The sequence below is a fragment of the Salmonella sp. SAL00670 genome (assembly GCF_046552235.1).
In the GTDB taxonomy this organism is placed as follows: Bacteria; Pseudomonadota; Gammaproteobacteria; order Enterobacterales; family Enterobacteriaceae; genus Salmonella; species Salmonella enterica.
Genome location: NZ_JBGDUO010000005.1, coordinates 17,879 through 35,033, shown reverse-complemented (window position 1 = coordinate 35,033; position 17,155 = coordinate 17,879). Strand labels below are relative to the sequence as shown.

Annotated in this window: 18 protein-coding genes; 2 read left to right on the top strand and 16 right to left on the bottom strand. The window is 51.4% G+C overall.

Going from position 1 to position 17,155, the window contains the following annotated elements; translation table 11 throughout:
- Positions 1-21 precede the first annotated feature (21 nt).
- Positions 22-1,215, bottom strand: coding sequence for a purine ribonucleoside efflux pump NepI (gene nepI / locus ACLJRS_RS16510; protein WP_001004798.1), 1,194 nt, complete (start codon positions 1,213-1,215; stop codon positions 22-24).
- A 215-nt stretch (positions 1,216-1,430) separates the two neighbouring features.
- Here nepI and ACLJRS_RS16505 point away from each other — a divergent pair, with 215 nt between their 5' ends.
- On the top strand, positions 1,431-1,790 hold the full coding sequence (locus tag ACLJRS_RS16505) for a type II toxin-antitoxin system RelE/ParE family toxin (protein ID WP_001258724.1): 360 nt from the start codon (positions 1,431-1,433) through the stop codon (positions 1,788-1,790).
- A complete protein-coding gene (locus tag ACLJRS_RS16500) occupies positions 1,774-2,097 on the top strand; it encodes a helix-turn-helix domain-containing protein (protein WP_001274847.1) in 324 nt (107 codons plus the stop codon). Before ACLJRS_RS16505 ends, ACLJRS_RS16500 begins: the two co-directional genes overlap by 17 nt.
- A gap of 90 nt (positions 2,098-2,187) precedes the next feature.
- Here the strand turns inward: ACLJRS_RS16500 and ACLJRS_RS16495 are convergent, their stop codons facing one another.
- From ACLJRS_RS16495 to rbsK, 15 genes are all read right to left on the bottom strand, one after another.
- Positions 2,188-2,457 carry an HPr family phosphocarrier protein gene (locus ACLJRS_RS16495; RefSeq protein ID WP_000621026.1) on the bottom strand — a complete coding sequence of 90 codons (270 nt, stop codon included), beginning with the start codon at positions 2,455-2,457 and terminating at the stop codon, positions 2,188-2,190.
- 9 nt (positions 2,458-2,466) lie between these two features.
- Positions 2,467-3,327, bottom strand: a complete 861-nt coding sequence (locus tag ACLJRS_RS16490) for a class II aldolase (RefSeq protein WP_001131798.1) — start codon at positions 3,325-3,327, stop codon at positions 2,467-2,469.
- A gap of 62 nt (positions 3,328-3,389) precedes the next feature.
- Complete coding sequence (locus ACLJRS_RS16485; RefSeq protein ID WP_001113558.1) at positions 3,390-4,874, bottom strand: FGGY-family carbohydrate kinase; 1,485 nt, start codon at positions 4,872-4,874, stop codon at positions 3,390-3,392.
- Positions 4,867-6,225: a PTS galactitol transporter subunit IIC gene (locus ACLJRS_RS16480; protein ID WP_000997824.1), complete on the bottom strand. Its 1,359-nt coding sequence runs from the start codon at positions 6,223-6,225 to the stop codon at positions 4,867-4,869. Before ACLJRS_RS16480 ends, ACLJRS_RS16485 begins: the two co-directional genes overlap by 8 nt.
- A gap of 75 nt (positions 6,226-6,300) precedes the next feature.
- Positions 6,301-6,588 (bottom strand): PTS sugar transporter subunit IIB, encoded by a 288-nt coding sequence (locus ACLJRS_RS16475; RefSeq protein WP_000041396.1) that lies wholly within the window; start codon positions 6,586-6,588, stop codon positions 6,301-6,303.
- Entirely contained in the window at positions 6,585-7,058 is a 474-nt protein-coding gene (locus tag ACLJRS_RS16470) for a PTS sugar transporter subunit IIA (protein ID WP_001152234.1), read from the bottom strand. Before ACLJRS_RS16470 ends, ACLJRS_RS16475 begins: the two co-directional genes overlap by 4 nt.
- A 17-nt stretch (positions 7,059-7,075) precedes the next feature.
- Entirely contained in the window at positions 7,076-7,819 is a 744-nt protein-coding gene (locus tag ACLJRS_RS16465; protein ID WP_000854956.1) for a GntR family transcriptional regulator, read from the bottom strand.
- Positions 7,820-8,171: 352 nt separating this feature from the next.
- A complete protein-coding gene (locus ACLJRS_RS16460; RefSeq protein WP_001519640.1) occupies positions 8,172-8,624 on the bottom strand; it encodes a DUF1198 domain-containing protein in 453 nt (150 codons plus the stop codon).
- Between the two features lie 192 nt (positions 8,625-8,816).
- On the bottom strand, positions 8,817-10,208 hold the full coding sequence (gene uhpT, locus ACLJRS_RS16455; protein ID WP_000879181.1) for a hexose-6-phosphate:phosphate antiporter: 1,392 nt from the start codon (positions 10,206-10,208) through the stop codon (positions 8,817-8,819).
- 142 nt (positions 10,209-10,350) lie between these two features.
- Positions 10,351-11,679, bottom strand: a complete 1,329-nt coding sequence (locus ACLJRS_RS16450; protein WP_000948173.1) for an MFS transporter — start codon at positions 11,677-11,679, stop codon at positions 10,351-10,353.
- 9 nt (positions 11,680-11,688) lie between these two features.
- Positions 11,689-13,191, bottom strand: a complete 1,503-nt coding sequence (gene uhpB, locus ACLJRS_RS16445; protein ID WP_001091257.1) for a signal transduction histidine-protein kinase/phosphatase UhpB — start codon at positions 13,189-13,191, stop codon at positions 11,689-11,691.
- Positions 13,191-13,781: a transcriptional regulator UhpA gene (gene uhpA / locus ACLJRS_RS16440; RefSeq protein ID WP_000633672.1), complete on the bottom strand. Its 591-nt coding sequence runs from the start codon at positions 13,779-13,781 to the stop codon at positions 13,191-13,193. Before uhpA ends, uhpB begins: the two co-directional genes overlap by 1 nt.
- 74 nt (positions 13,782-13,855) lie before the next feature.
- Complete coding sequence (locus ACLJRS_RS16435) at positions 13,856-14,869, bottom strand: aldose 1-epimerase family protein (protein WP_000213197.1); 1,014 nt, start codon at positions 14,867-14,869, stop codon at positions 13,856-13,858.
- Positions 14,870-14,880: 11 nt separating this feature from the next.
- Positions 14,881-16,197 (bottom strand): L-fucose:H+ symporter permease, encoded by a 1,317-nt coding sequence (fucP, locus tag ACLJRS_RS16430; protein ID WP_000998359.1) that lies wholly within the window; start codon positions 16,195-16,197, stop codon positions 14,881-14,883.
- A gap of 30 nt (positions 16,198-16,227) precedes the next feature.
- Positions 16,228-17,148: a ribokinase gene (rbsK, locus tag ACLJRS_RS16425; RefSeq protein WP_000350272.1), complete on the bottom strand. Its 921-nt coding sequence runs from the start codon at positions 17,146-17,148 to the stop codon at positions 16,228-16,230.
- Positions 17,149-17,155 lie beyond the last annotated feature (7 nt).

Sequence of the window (17,155 nt, the reverse complement as noted above, 5' to 3'; positions counted from 1 at the left end):
GGCCTACAAATGGCAGCAATATCAACTCATTGGCGTAATACGGACTTTCGCCGCCACGACTAACGCCGTCAACAGCATCAGGCCGCCGGAAAGCGCCAGCGGCGAAAGCAGCCCGAAATTGTCGAGCGCATAACCGCCCACCGCCGCGCCACAGGTATTTGCCAGTTGAATCACCGCGACCTGGATGGAACCGGCTTTTTCCGCCTGATCGGCAAGAGAACGAGTGATCCACGTTGACCATCCCACCGGCACCAGCGCAAACGCCAGCCCCCAGATAATCGCTATTGCCGCCGCCACGGTTTTGTCGCTTCCCCACACAATGAGCGTCAGCGCGCTCAGCGCCAGTAGCAGCGGCGCACCGGCCAGCGCCAGTTTTACCGAACGTTTCAGGACATAGGATGAGAAAGAAGTGCCAACGAAGCTGGCAATACCAAAACTTAGCAACACCAGCGTCAGACCATCAACGTCAAAGCCCGCCAGATTCATATAGACCGGGCGAATATAGGTAAAGAAAGCGAACTGCCCGGCAAAAGACATAAAGATGGCGATCATCCCGGCCATCACGCCAGGGCGTTGCAACAGGCTAAACATATTCTGTTTCTGGTGAGAAGGTTCGCCCGGCAGCGACGGCAGTGATTTCACCACCCAGATGACGCACAGTACGCCCATCACCGCAGCGGCGTTAAAGACATTACGCCAGCCAATAATACCGCCCAAAAAGCTGCCCAGCGGCGCGGCGATCACTAACGCGATGGAGACAGCGCCAAAAATCACCGACAGCGCTTTCGGCACGGTACGCGCGGGAACCAGTCGCATGGTCAGCGACGCCGACATCGCCCAGAATCCGCCCAGCGCCAACCCAAGACAGGCGCGGCCCAGCAATAGCAGCGTAAAGCTGTTGGCAAAGGAGACCATCAGACAAGAAGCCGTCAGCAAAACGGCGAACAGAATAACGATATAACGCCTGTCGGTCGCCTGAATAATCTGGGTAATGAACAGGCTGGAAAACATCGCGACAAACGCCGTAACGGTGACCGACTGACCGGCGACGCCCTCGGAGATCCCCAGATCCTGCGCCATCGGCGTCAACAGACTAACGGGCAAAAACTCAACGGTAATCAGGCAGGCGACACAAAACGCCACGGCAAAAACGGCTGACCAGTTAGGCCTGGCAACCCCATCAGCGCGGAATTTTTCTGCGATATTTTCATTCATTGTGGTTACCTGCGTCGTTTTAGTGCGGAAAATCCACGCAGTGTAACATTACAAAATGTGATCTGATTAACGTTTTAGCAACTGACATTGTTGCGCTGCATTTTGCGAGGCTGGTCGAGAGTTGAGAATTATCTTCTCTCGCTGCGTGTAAAACCAAAAGGTAAGACATAGTGTATCACCTGGTGCTATACTTTAGATTACAGGATGTCAACCTGATGCGAACCTTCAAAACCAGGTGGTTTAACAGAGAAGCGAAGCCCCACACGATAAAAGATGACGAGTTAAGCGAGGCCATCAACGCCGTACTGCAAGGAAAAGCAGATAATCTTGGCGGCGGGGTTTATAAAAAACGTCTCAATCAAAATCGCGATCGCGCAATCGTGTTGGCAAAGGGAGGCGAACATTGGTTTTACACCTTCCTGTATGCCAAACAGGATATGGCCAACATTAGCTATCGCGAACTCGCGGGTTTCCGTGAGTTAGCAAAACACTATGCTTGCCTGACCGAAGATCAGATAACGGCACTCATTAATAACAAAGAACTGGTAGAGGTGCGCCATGTCAGCAAAAACTAAATTCAAAAGCCCTGCCTTTGAACCGATTCATAGCGCGGCATCTGGATTATTTAGCGTGGATGCCATTCCCCAGGAGACAATGCGCAGTTTTGACACGGCCTGCTTAAGCAGCATCAAAGACCTGCAGCCACTTGAAATAAAAGCGTTACGAGAAAAACTCAACGTTAGCCAGCCGGTTTTCGCTCGGTACCTGAATACCAGCGTATCAACGGTTCAAAAGTGGGAAAGCGGCGCCAAGCGTCCCAGCGGGATGTCACTGAAACTACTTAATGTTGTCCAAAAACACGGGCTAAAGGTGCTGGTATGAGGGTTTTACCGATGGTCTGTTAAGGCTATTCATACGATCATGAGTGCAGGAAGCCTCTACAACTTCCTGCGCTGTTTGACGGGAATTGCACTATACTGACTCACCAAAGCCATCAGCAAATGCAGATTTTAATTCATCCATAAAAGCCAGTTCATCCTGTCCATCACAAATTAAATCAATCATTGTGTTTCCCTTTACGCCAGCCCCCAAAATACTCATCATTCCTTTAATGGGAATTTCTTTGTCATTATTAACTAGCGTTAATGAAGACTGGTATTTTTTGACAATTTTCGCAAGCGTAGCGGCTGGCCGCGCATGAAGCCCCGTACTGTTCATAACGCGTACTTTTTGTCTAATCATATATTTTCCTTAAGAGACTTTGCGGAATGCTGAGTGATTTTTATTCATCATCTTAATTTTAGAATAAACATCATCCTCAACTGCCTGTTTTGCGTTCGCCATGACACGCGCCAGATTAGCTTCGTTGTTATTATTTACCCAAGCCTTACCAACAGTAGTAATAAAGGCTTTGCGCAAATCACTCGCAATATTCACTTTGGCTACTTTGTAATTAACAAAGCTGCGAAGAATATCCGCGTCAATACCAGAACCTCCATGAATAACCAAAGGTACCGGACTGACAGACGCGATGCGTTGTAATAGCGGGATATCAATGCGTGGGATATCTTCAAGACCATGTACATTACCAATTGACACTGCCAGCATGTCGCACCCTGTCTCCTCAACAAAGCGCTGAACCTTCTCAGGTTCAGTTTTGCAGTCAGCCTCGCTGACATGATCATCTTCCTTACCCAGAATAGCGCCTAATTCCGCTTCGACGGGAACACCAAATGATTTACAGAAATCGACAGCTTCTCGGGTAAATGCAATATTTTCTTCGAACGGTAGCGCCGCGCCATCAATCATTACTGAGGTAAATCCGGCCCGGACAGCCTGCTTAACATCTTCCAGAGTTTTCCCATGATCCAGATGCAGGCTGACAGGAATATCCATTTTATCGGCATGTCGCTTAACTATTTCATAAATGTAATCGTAACCTGAAAGCTGTGCATTAGTAGGAGCAATTTGAATAAAATTGGGCAATCCGGAACGTTCTATTGCATTAAGAATGGAAATTGTTGTCTCCAGGTTCGTTGTATTAAATGCCCCCGCAAGGACATGTTTTTCCTGAATACAATTGAGCAGGATCCTACCATTGACTAAAGGCATATTAACTCCAGATATTTATGTGAGCAGTGTAAGTAAATTATCGAACTATTGAGTTATCACAGTTATTCACCAATAAGCGCCCCTTCTTGCCGCAGTTTAAATTGGTAAAATGACAGCCATTGCTGCTGATATATTTTCAACTTTGCAGAACGAACCGCGTCAGGAAAATATCGCTCAGCTACAGGAACAGTCGGGGGGACAACATTCGGACAGGCTATCAACAATGCTCCAAGGGAGACGGTTTCATCAAAAGCAATGGCCTCAATTGGACACTGGAGGATGTCAGCCTTCAACTGGAGCCAGTATGGGTTTTTCACCGCAGGGCCAATGACTTTTACTGTCCTGCCCGCCGGGATATTAAAGCACCCGTGACAGTGTGCAAACTCCATCGCCAGGCCAATAAAGACACTCTCAAGCAGAGACTCCGGAGGAAGTGAATCCGTCAGACCAAAAAGCAGGCCACGAGTGTGCCGATTTTTATTTGGCGAACCCGAGCCCCGCAAATGAGGAATAAATACCGGCACATGCTCGACAGACCAGGAAGGTTTGAGGTACTGCTCCATGACTTTTTCCAGGCCTGTGCTTATTTCCTTATCAGTTAAACGAAAGGTTTTTTTCACCCATTCAAGCGCATAACCGCCGACAGGCAGAGAAGCGAAAAGCGTGAAAAATTCACCATCGGAGTAACAACCATTTGCCAGCTTATTCCTGCGAGCCTGCACATCAAGCGTTGGCTGTGTATTCAGCAGTAAAATACCCTCTGTCGTGCCGGTAGAATTCAGCACATCGCCCGGTTGCATCTGTAATGCGCGGGCACCGACCATATGATCGTGTCCAGCGAGGGTGACTTTTACCTCATGAGAGAAGCCCAATTCCTCTCTAAGCGTTGCCGTCATCCATCCGGCCACTTCACCTGGCTTTATCAACGGAGCCAGTACACCGAACGGTATGCCGAGAATCCCGGCAGCATTACGAGACCAGGTACGGCGAGCAATGTCCAGACACAACGTTCTACTGGCCAGGGATATTTCCGTCTTTTTCGCACCTGTCATTCTCCACAACAACACTTCTGGTGCATGTAACCAGCAGATATCTTTTCTTTCATGCAAGGAATAGTTATCAAGCAACCATCTCATTTTAAATGCTGAGTAATTACTGTGAGGTGGCAATCCCGTTATAGAATACAGTTCTTCAGCCTCTGCCTTGCTTAATGACGAGAGATAAGATTCACCACGTCGATCATACCAGGCCAGCATCGGGGTAAGAATGACGCCCTCCTTATCCACAAAGACGCCAGACTCACCGAAACTCGCAATACTGATATTTTTTACCGGAAACGGTACTGAAGCCACCAGTTCAGCCATTACCAGTCGCAGTGCCTGCCACAGCGCTTCGATATCGAAATCTACCTCGCCTTTGTCCGACGATATTGTTGGCGTCGGAAACTTGCGGACTTCCAGAACTGACACGTCATGACAGGAATAACAGCTGACTTTGCAGTTAGTTGTGCCAATGTCAATGACAAGCGCTGCGTGGTAATCAGGCATAGACCGTTCCTTTTGTCAGGCGAAAAACACCATAAATAATCAGCGCAAGCACAGGAATCAGCCCGATAGCAATAATATTTCCGTTGAATATTTCAAGCAGCCAGAAACGGAAGGGGTTACCGCCATCAAGGAAGCTTGATACCTGACCACTTGACCCCTCAGCCATTTTGAAATTGACATCTTTAGCCATACCGGTAATAAATGGCGCAATTTTGGTCGCAATCCACAAGTCGGCGACAATAACAGGAATTGCGGTTATCACAGCCCGGAAAATATTGCCACGACATGCCAGTACAATCATGGAAGCCATGACTGCCAGGTTCGCAAGGTCTCCGAGTGGCAGGACTTTATTGCCAGGAAGAAGGAATGCAATAAAGACAGAGATAGGTGTCAGAATCAGTGCTGTAGATATAATGGCTGGGTTACCTACTGCTACCGCGATATCCAGTCCGATAAAGAGATCATCACGGCCAGGATATTTGGCATTCAAATATTTCTTAATGGCTTCAGACAGAGGTAATAAACCTTCCATCAAAATTCGTACCATACGCGGAAGAATGAACATGACACCGCCAATGCTGATCCCCAGCAACAGGATATGTTTAAAGTCATATCCGGCAATGATGCCCAACAAGACCCCCAGAATAGTACCCACCATCATAGGCTCGCCGAAGATTCCCATTTTTTTCTGAACGTTTTCCGGATCAATATGAATACGGTTAACGCCTGGGATCTTGTCGATAATTTTATCGAACAGCAATCCAATCGGAAAGAAGACGACAGATGACAGGGTCGGAAGTGAAATACCTTCCAGACCGAAGTACTTTGCCACTAATGGCGCTGACCAGTCCGCCAGTTTGAGAACCACGATCGCGGCAATAGCGGCTGCGGACAAACCCAAAACAAAACTCCCTGTGCTGTAGTAAACCAGCGTTCCAGCCAGGGCAAAGTGCCAGTAGTTCCACATGTCGACATCAACAGTACGTGTCTTATTCAGGGCCAGCATGGCGACATTAATCAGCATCGTCAGCGGAATGACAAAGGGTGCGATTGGTGAGCCCCAGGTAATTGCGGCCAATGGTGGCCAGCCTAAATCGACAACAGGAAGGCTAATACCAGTTCGCTCAACCATTGCCTGTGCAGCCGGGCCTACGTTGCTGGTAAGTATGTCAAAGATGGCATAAATTCCGACAAACCCTATTCCGACAATTAACGATGAGCGAAGTGCTTTAGCGGGTTTTACTTTGAAGAACAATGCCAGGAAAAAAAGGACCAGCGGCAATAAAACCGTTGGGCCAAACCCCAGGACATATTGCACAACGGTATAGAGAGTATGTGCTATATCATTCATATCCGACCTCTTATTCAGATGTGACCAGACCTCGCGTTAGCGCCTGGATAATTTATCTGTTTTTTATTTATGAAATCAGGCTTGGCCTTTAAGGATTGAAACTATTTTTTCAAGAACTTTATCTTCACCTACTCCGGTAATGATTGGCAGGCCACTAACAACCGGAATATCCAGTTCATAAGGAACTTTCGTTGTTGATACAACCAAAGCTGCACCATCGGTATTGTTTGGCAATGAGGCTACATTAGTTTGTGAATAATTAACATCAAGCCCATTATCTTTACAATATTCCATTACTTTTTCTGCCACAGCCGTGGAAGTAGCAACACCCGTTGCGCAAACAAATAGTATCATTTTACTCATACTTCACCTCTTTCAGATATGCGTGTGTAAATTGACTGATAAATTTCATCATCATTCATGACCAGTAACTGCTGCATAAAATCCTCATCCTGGATCACATCCATAATCCAACCCAGTACGTTGAGCTGCTTATTGCTTTCACCTAAAGCAAGCATAAACACCACCCTGACAGGTACGGGATCTGGTTCCCCGCCCATATCTTCGAAATTGACGGGTTCTGCCAGTATTCCAACACTAATGGCGTTTTGGCGAACATACTTGTGATCAGTATGTGGAATAGCGACGCCTACAGGCTCAACCGGTAGACCCGTTGGAAAATTCTGTTCTCGCGTAATGACGTGATCGGCAAAATCAGATACAACCATACCATCGTTAATTAACGGACTGGCAAGAGCCTTGATTATGTCATTCTGACTCACCTCTTTAGGGAGGTGTCGAACATAATGACGGCGAAAATGAATATCCTGCATAGATTCCTCTTTGCTAGTCAGGCATCCAGGCGCTGTAAAATAGTGCCAAGATAATATTTATTACCTTTTAACCAGACGTTACCAAAATCAATGGCCAATCCTCTAGAGAAAAATACCAACTGTTCCAAATGCAAAACAGGTGCGTCTTCACCAATATCAAGATAATGGCCTCGCTCATTACCAATTAATTTGGCTGCGTAACGGCTTTCAGAAAAACTTATTTTCTTATCAGATAATCTTTCTATTGCTGAAAATAAATTCTCCCTGGTAAAATCTACATCAATAATACCGGGGCAGAGATCAATGTTGATACGATTTTCAATCAACATGACTTTTTCATCGCCAATACAACGAAGGCGTTTAAGAAATAAAACATCTTGTCCCGGTTTGATACTCAGTTTCTCTGCTACAAAGCGGTTAGCGGGTTCCAGTCGGGAGGTTATGACACTGGTTGTGAAGTTTATCTTCTGGCTGGCTAAGGCTTCAGCAAAGGAGAGCAAACCTTCACCCAGTGGGTAAGCAACATTTTCCTTCTTTACGAAAGTTCCTTTACCCTGCACTTGCACAAGAACACCTTCCCGGACAAGTTGGTCAACCGCTTTTTTAACGGTACCGCGACTCACCTCCAGCATATCCATGATTTGAAACTCTGAAGGTATCCGGTCATCCTCAACTAATTCTCCGCTATAAATACTTTCCCTTATCCACTCCACAACCTGTTGATACAGTGGGATGTGTGAACTTTTACTCAATGTTTTCATGGTGCGCGCCTAAACATTTAGAGTTGTCTATAGACAATCATGTACAACTTCGAGTTTATGATAAGAAATTTTGAGACAGGAGGTATGGCAAGGAGTCACAGTTTTAGTGTTCAAAACAAGATCACATTTCCGTGATATATGTCACGGAAATGATGAGCTATAAGTCTCTGACGTTTTGGCGTCGTTAGCGGTTATTCGGTGCGTTACTTCTGTGGTTCACCCTTAGCAAATACGATGGCGGCTACGCTTTATTTAGTTAACGATGAATCGCGCCACCCGGCCGTTAATCGTGGCTCGCCGCCCTTGCCAGCCTCATTCATCTCGTCTTTTGTTAACGAGATAGTGAAGAGTATCAATGCAGCCAGTGGACACCCTCTTCCGGCTGAAAAAAGGCGTTATAGCGCAGTTGAAACGCGTTGATCTCCTGCATATCGGGTTCCATTTCGCGCAAAAAGCCCAGCGCCAGCCGTACCTGTGTATCGGTGATCGGCGCGGCTAAACGCGCTTTTTGCAGCAACCGATGCCACCGCTGCAAATTCTGATCGCCGCCATCGACAATCACCATTTGCCAGATCAGTAACACCTGAGCGGCATTTTGCAAATGCGACTCATCAGGGCGATGCAGATACTGTAAAAATTCACCGCCCGCCGTTTTACCCATCTGATCAATCATCGATTCTATCGGCACTACATCAATATTCAGACGTTCGCTCAGGCGGCGAATCGCCCGGCGGGTATCCGATGTCAGCACCCGAAACCCCACAATAAACACCACCACAAACGTGGCCAGAATCAACCAAATCATGCGCACATCCGTCACCAAACAGGATGCCCATCATAACGGTAAATTTATAACTGTCGACGTTCTGGCCTGTCAGGATGTGATTTATTAACGCTTGTCTTCATTTACGCCAGACGCCGGATGTCCTGTCTGACGAACGCAAGGCATAAAAAAGCCCGGCGTTAAGCCGGGCAAAACGTTACCAAATGCACACATTTAAGCGATATTGACTTGCTGAATTTTTTTCTCACGGCGGATTTTGCGCTCTTCCATCACGGCGACCATCGCCATCAGGCAGATACAGCCGATCGCGGCGGCGTCCAGCGCGGCGAACGTGCCCGCCCAGCCGGTCAGACCAAAAACGGGGGTGCCGTCGGCAATCATGCCCAGACCCAGCTTGGCAAAGCTATCGCCGATAAGATAAGCGAAGGTGCCCTTGATACCGTCCGCAGCGCCGATGGCTTTTTTCGGTACGAAACCGACAGCCGCCACGCCAATTAATAGCTGCGGCCCAAACACCAGGAAACCGAGCGCGAACAGCGAGGCCAGATAGACATACTGGTTGCTGGCGTGCTGGTAGACGCCGAGGGTGGCGATGATTAACGCCAGCGCCACACAGGCTACCAGCGCACGACGACCGTTCGCCAGGTCAGAGAGCCAGCCCCACAGCAACGTGCCGACCAGCGCGCCCACTTCAAACAAGGTAAAGCCCTGAATCGCCACCTCTTTAGAAAGTTTCAGCTCCTGGAAGGCGTAGACGGTTGACCACTGGTCGATACCAATACGTACCACATACAGGAAGATATTGGAGAAACACAGCAGCCAGATCACTTTGTTTTTCAACACATATTCAACAAAGATCTGCCACTTGGTCATTTCGTTTTCTTCAGTCTCTTTATCCTCTTCGCTGATCTCTTCGCCGAACAGTTCTTCAGCTTTACCCAGACCGTAAGATTCCGGGGAGTCGCTGCCGAAACGCAGACCGATAAAGCCAACAATCAGCGCGATAATCGACGGGAAGATAAACATGCCGATGACGTGACCGTCGAACAGGTAGTTGGCGCCGAACAGCGCCACACCTGCCGCGCCCGCGCCGCCGAGGTTGTGGGAGATATTCCAGAAGCCGAGAAAGGTGCCGCGTTTACGACGCGGAGTCCATTTGGTGATGGTCGAGTAGCTGCACGATCCGCCGGTACTCTGGAAGAAACCGCTCAGGGCATAGAAAGCGATCATCAGAAACAGACTGGTTGACCCCGCGCCCATGCTGGCGCTGAAGCCGAGCATACAGATAGCGGAGAGGATCAACATAAACGGTAGAAACTGCTTGGTATTTTTACCGTCAGCGTAGTAGGAAACCAGCGTTTTCCCCACGCCATAGGTGATCGAGAAGCCCAGGCCAATCATCCCCAGCTCGGTCATGCTTAACCCGTAGGTAGAGATCATGTCGTTCTGCGCGATGTTAAAGTTTTTGCGGATCAGGTACATGGTCAGGTAGCCGATAAAAACCACCAGATAGGACTGCATGAACGGCTTGAACCACATTTTACGCCGCACATCGAGCGGCAGATCCAGGGTCGGCTTGCGCACCTGGTTTAAGAAGGCCAGCATGGATTACTCCTGAGCTAATTTTTATACCTGCGAATGGCAGGCATTGTAAAAATCCACAGGAAAAGTGGCCTGCGACAGCGTCCAGGCAAAACCGGGAAAATTTCTTAGTTTTGCCCCATTCAGCGCAAAAAGGTGAGGTGTATCACGCTTCGTGGGTCTCGCGTGGGGCCTGAGCGTTCAGAAATGGCAACAGCAATAGCGCGGAGATCCCCGCCGCGATGGCGATGACCGCAAAAAAACCGGTCCAGTGCCAGATCTCCAGCACTTTCGCTAACGGCCAGCCGGAAAGCGACGCGCCGAGATAGGCGAACAGGCCGACAAAGCCGGTGGCCGCGCCCGCCGCCTCTTTATGCGAGCACTCCGCCGCCGCCATGCCAATGAGCATCTGCGGGCCGAAGACAAAGAAACCGGTGGTGAAGAAACAGGCCGCCTGCATCACGTAGCTGGCGAACGGCATCAGCCACAGCGAACCCACAGAGAGCAGAATCCCGGCGGCGAAGATTAAATTCATCGGTCCGCGGTTACCGTTGAAGAGTTTGTCCGAGCCCCAGCCCGCCACCAGCGCGCCGATAAATCCCCCCAGCTCAAACATCGATACTGCCGTATTGGCCGTGACCAAATCCACGCCCAGCGTCTCGGACATATACAGGTTGCCCCAGTCGTTGATCGCCGCGCGCACCACGTACACTAAGACATAACACAGCGAAAGCAGCCAGATATAGGGATTCAACAGCACATATTTAGCGAGGATTTCTTTGCGGCTTAGCCCCGCGCCCTCTTGCTGTTGGGCAACCTCCAGCGCATCGTGCCGCCAGTCGCCTACCGGCGGTAAACCAATCGCCTGCGGACGGTCGCGCAGCCGCCAGCAGAGGACCATGCCCACCCCGATGGCAAGCAATCCGGCCACCATCATCCCGACGCGCCAGCCATAATGCAGGGCGACAGCGGCCATAACGAGAGGGATCAGCGCCCCGCCGACATTGTGCGCGGTGTTCCATAACGCCCACCAGCCGCCGCGCTCGGTACGCGAGTACCAGGCGGTCAGCAAACGGGCGCAAACCGGCGATCCAAACCCCTGGAAAAAGGCGTTCAATGCCCATAGCAGCGCAAAGGCCCACAGCGAGGTCGAGAAGCCGAACAGAATATTCACTACGCCGGTCGCAATCAGCCCGATGCCCATAAAATAGCGAGCGTTAGAGCGATCGCTAACGATGCCGGAGACAAATTTCGACACCCCGTAGGTGATGTAAAACAGCGTCGCCAGCAGGCCGATATCGCTGCGGGTCAGAATGCCGCTGGCAAGGATTTCCGGCGCGGCGGCGTTAAAGCTTTTACGGGTGAAATAGAACAGCGCATAACCCAACCAAATGGTGATCAGGATGTGCCGCCGCCAGTAGCGATAGCGGGCGTCAACCTCGTGCTTATCGGTGATGAGCGGCGCGTTGGCCGGGGCTTTTAAAAACGAAAGCATTATCCTTCCTTAAACGTAACGCTGGGGCAACGAGACGCTCACCCGCGTACCGTGGGTACAAGAGATGGTTAGCGTCCCGCCGAGCGCCGACACGCGTTCGCGCATTCCGGTCAGGCCGAAGCCCTGCTGGTGAGAGCCCGGCGGCAGGCCGCTGCCGTCATCCTCAATCACCAGCATCAGCCGCTCATCCTGCTGCCAGCCCTGGAGCGTCACCGCGCTGGCATTGGCATGTTTTACGATGTTATTCAGCCCTTCCTGACAGACGCGAAACAGCGTCACGCGCTGACTTTCACTCAGCGCCGTTTCGTCAATTCGCCAGTCGAGGTGACTGACAATACCGCGGCTTTCCAGCTCCATTTCGCGCAGCAGCGAACGGATGGCCTGCGCCAGCGTTAAGTCGTCTAGCTGGCGCGGGCGCAAGCGCCCCAGCAGGCGACGCACGGCGTCATACACGCCCAGCGAAAGCTGCTCGATAAGTTGCCCGCTCTGCTTCACGCCGCCGTTATCCGCCGCCAGTCGTTGCACAATGCCCGCCTGGGTTCGAATCGCGGTGATGGTCTGCCCGATGTCATCGTGCAGCTCACGCGCAACATCGCGCCGCACGCTCTCTTCGGTCTCCAGAAGACGCTCCGCCAGCCGATGGTTGCGCGCCAGCTCCTTTTGCAACGACTGGTTCAGCTCGCGCAGACGCTGAATGCCCGCGCCAAGCAGTAGCCCGGTCAGGCTTTGCGCCAACAGCGAAAGTAATAAATCGACGGGATGATCGTGCCAGGTCTGGCTGGCGATCAGCGCGATAGCGTTCATCAGTGTGGCAATGAGCGCGCCCTGCCAGCCATAATGCCAGGCGAGCGCGATAATCGGCAACGCCAGGCAGAACGGCGTAAAGCGCGAAAGTTCAGCAGGTAACCCCAGTTGCAGCCACAGACTGACGATAAATAGCAGCAGATACCAGATCAGATGCCGCCCGCGCCAGTTTACCGGCTGCGATACCAGCGATGGTCCCAGCGGCAGCCAGGTAGTGCTGGTGAGATAGTGCCAGAAAACCAGGCAGATGGGGGCCAGCGTCAGACCACCCGTGAGGGTCAGCAGTAGCGCGTTCCATGCCGCTTCCCCCTGCCCCAGCCAGGGCAGAGATTGCAGTAGCGCCGCGGCGGTGAGGGCCGCGCCCTGAAGCAATAACGTGCGCCAGTCGCGCTGATGGCGGTAACGCGAAGTCAGCGCCACGGGCAGTAGCGTCAACACACCACCGATCATCAAAAGCGGCAGATGGGCCAGCGCAACTTCCTGCGCCAACCAGTACACCAGCAGCCACTCCGCGCCCAGCAATACTGGCCAGTATCCACGCGGGCATTGCAGCATAAGTCCCAGGCGCAGGCCGAAGGGAAAGAGTAGCGCCGCCAGCTCCGGGCGCTCTACCAGATGCAGGCTGATACTCCACAGGCAGAACCACGCGGCGGAGAAAATAAAAAAGCAGGCAACAACGGTGATTAAACGGGAAAAAAAGGTGTTCATTACCAACCATCAAACATGCGATGCGCCAGTTCAACGTCATTGCTGACGCCTAATTTTTCCAGCAGATTCGCGCGATGGACATGCACCGTTTTTGGCGACAGCCCCAGCTCGGCGGCAATCTCTTTTACCGCCATACCCTGGGCGAGTTTTTCCGCCACCTGACGCTCGCGTTTGGTCAGCGGATCTTGCCGACCCGCCGCCAGTTTCACGGCAATATCGGGGGTCAAATAGCAGCCGCCCGTCGCCACCGTATGCACCGCGGCGATCAGTTCATCCGGACTACAGCGTTTAGAGAGAAAACCGCGCGCGCCGGCGTTCAACGCCTGTTCCACCAGCGCCGGGCTATCGTGAACCGAGAGCATGATCGTCGCCATCCCTTTTGGCAGTTGGCTTAGCAGCTCCAGTCCGGAAATATCCGGCATTGAGATATCGCAGATACATACCTGTACGCCGCGCCCCGGTAAGCCTGCCAACGCTTCGCGCCCGGAACCAAATTCGGCGACCACCTGCAAATCAGGTTCCAGCCCCAGTAGCTGTGCAAAGCCGGAGCGGACGATAAGGTGGTCGTCGATAAGGGCAACGGTGATCATGGGTTCTGTCCTGATGGATAAAAAAAACGCGCTTACCTTAACGATAAGCGCGCGGCTGTTCAAGCCTTGAGCGGTCAGACAATGCCTGTCGTGACGGTGAACGTCCGGGTTTGCTGCGGTTCCAGTTGAAGCAAGGTTCCATTTCGCTGCGCCGCGAGAAAACCTTCAGGCCGACAGGTCGCGGGCAGGGCAAAGGCGGCAACCTGCTGATCGCCGTTATAAAGAATCCAGCGGGTCATGTAATTTAGCTCCGCGCTGGCGAAACGTGTCACGAACGTGGTGCCATCCGGGGCGATCATACTGAATTCCGGGGTATCCGTGTATCTGTCCAGTTCATCGGCGAAGAAGACGATTTCCGGGTCATAAAAGCCAGGCTCGTTAAGCGTTGCCAGCGAGGCTTCACCCTGCAAAAGCCGTTGATTAAACGCCAGCCACTGCGCCGTGGGTTTGACATGCGCCGGCACCGACTCGCGTAGCTTCAGCGCGGTATCCGGGATATTCTGGCGGAACGTGGCGTTCGGCACATAGGCATAGTTCATGTGGCACATGTACTGTAGCGGCATGGCGACTGAAGCCAGGTTAGTCACGGTCATCTGAATATCAAACAGCGCGCTTGATTTACGCATTACCACCGCAGGTTGCGCCTGATAATGATGACCGAACCCCATCACATACTCGTAGCGCCCGGTCACGCGCAGACTGTCGCCCTCTAACTCCAGCCAGGCGTCGTCCATAGCAGCGCAGGGCATCTCGCCGTGCAGAGGATGTGTATCTTCCGGCGACGGGCAGCCATTCGCCAATAGTCCGGAATGGAAAGCAAAGCAACCATACGTTGCCACCACTTCCGCAGCCGGCTTCGGCTGGCGGAACATGTTGAGCATAGTCAGATCATGACCGTCAAACTGCGCGTCCCAAATCATCTGCCCCATCCAGGGCAGAATCACCAGATGACCGCGGCTGTTTTGTATTTTCAGTCCTTCCACGCCGCTGGCGTAACGAAACGCCGTAACCGTAAAATCATCATTTTCCAGCAAGATACGCGGCTGCTCGCTAAAAAGCTCCCGCCATAATGTAATACGTGTTGTCATAGTTGATCTCCTCAGGACGCGGCGACTTCAGCCAGGTTGCCGCGCACTTTGCTTTCGCGCCAGAAGTAAACGCCAACGTAAACAAAGCACAGCATGGAAACCAGGAATGAGAGCTGTAGCGAGTGGAACATGTCCGCCACGTAGCCCTGAATCGCGGGAACCACCGCCGCGCCGACAATCGCCATCACGATCACCGCCCCCGCCATTTCGGTATGTTCGTTATCGACGGTATCGAGCGTTCCGGCATAAATGGTCGCCCAGCAGGGGCCAAACAGAACACTGACCAGCACCGCCACGTATACCGCGCTAAAGCTGGGCGCCAGCGCCACATAGGCCAGGAACAGCGCGCCGATCACAGAGTAAAGGATCAGGACTTTTTCCGGGTTAAAGCGTGTCATCAGAATGTTGGCGATAAACTTGCCGATAAAAAAGCAGGCGAAGCTGTAGACCATAAAGGTTGAGGCATCGCGCTCATTGATATCGCCTAACTCCAGCGCCAGACGGATAGTGAACGACCAGACCGCCACCTGCATTCCCACATACAGGAACTGCGCCACAATACCGCGACGGAAACGGGCGTTGCTGGCGAGATAGCGTAACGTATCCAGCGCCGAGGGGCGTTTATGACTCGCGGTTTGCGCGACTTTACAGGTCGGGAAACGCGTCAGCAGGAACAGTACCATCACCACTACCAGAACCATAATCATGTACTTATAGGGTTCCAGAGTGTTTTCCAGCATCAGCACCTTGAAGTTGTGGACTTGCTCGGCATTCATGCCCGCCATCTGTTTTTCCAGGCTTTCCCCTTCGGAAAAGACCAGATATTTACCCAATAAAATTCCTGCCGCCGCGCCGATCGGATAAAAGGTCTGGCTGATATTCAGCCGCAGCGTGGCGTAGGCTTTCGGCCCGATCATCGAACTGTAGGTATTCGCCGCCGTTTCCAGGAAACTCAGGCCAATCGCAATGGCGAAAATCGCCGCGAGGAACATGGTGTAGGTCGCCATGTGCGACGCCGGGAAAAAGAGCGTGCAGCCGACAATGTATAGCGTCAGACCGATAAGTATCGCCACTTTATAACTGGTTTTTTTAATGACCAGCGAGGCCGGAATAGCAATTAAAAAATAACCGCCATAAAAGGCGCTTTGTACTAATGCCGAAGCAAAGTTGCTCAGCGAGAATACACTTTTAAATTGCGTAATCAGAATATCATTTAACGCGGCTGCGCATCCCCATAATGGGAATAAACAGGATAACAAAATAAACTGGAACAGAGGTGTCTTATTCAGATACCCGTCGGGCATCTGAACGATGTTTTTATCGTTCATAGTGCTACCTTTAACAGTGCAGGGTGATTGTTATTCGTTCAACGAAAGATACTCATTAAATTGCTCAATACTTGGATAAGAGGATTGGGTGCCTTTCCCGGTGACGCTGAAAGCGGCAAAGAGGACGGCTTTTTTCATGGCGGCTTCCACATCCCCGCTCTGGACGTAGTAATGCGCGAAACAGCCGATAAAGGCATCGCCCGCGCCGCTGGTATCGACAGCGTTCACTCGAAACGCCGGAACATGGACTTCCTGGTCACGCGTCATCCACAGCGCGCCTTTCTCACCCATGGTGACAATAATATTGTTCAGCCCTTTATCTACCAGCGAACGTGCCGCTGCGCGAATATGGTCATAGGTATCCACTGGCATACCGGTTAATATTTCCAGCTCGGTTTCATTGGGTACAAAGAAATCGCATTTACAGGCATAAGACATATCTAATTCCCGTAATGCTGGCGCAGGGTTTAATAACACTTCAATCCCGTGTTTCTTGCCAAATTCTATTGCGTGATAAACCGTTTCAAGCTGAACTTCCAGTTGCAGAACAATAAGCTGGCATTTTTTTAAATCTTCCGCCGCGCGATCGATATCTTCCGGCGAGAGAAACTTGTTAGCGCCTTTGATGATCAGAATGCTGTTGCTGGAGTTGGCGTTGACGAAAATCGGCGCTACGCCGCTGCTGGTACACGGTACTTTTTCTACATACGTCGTATTGATCCCCCAGGATTCGAGATTACGAATGGTGTTGTCGGCAAAAATATCGTCGCCCACTTTGGTCAACATCAATACTTTTGAATTGAGCTTAGCGGCCGCCACGGCCTGGTTCGCCCCTTTTCCGCCGCAGCCGATTTTAAACGCCGGCGCTTCCAGAGTTTCCCCTTCTTTGGGCATCTGGTTGGTGTAGGTGATAAGGTCCACCATGTTAGAGCCAATAACCGCGATATCCATTTTACTC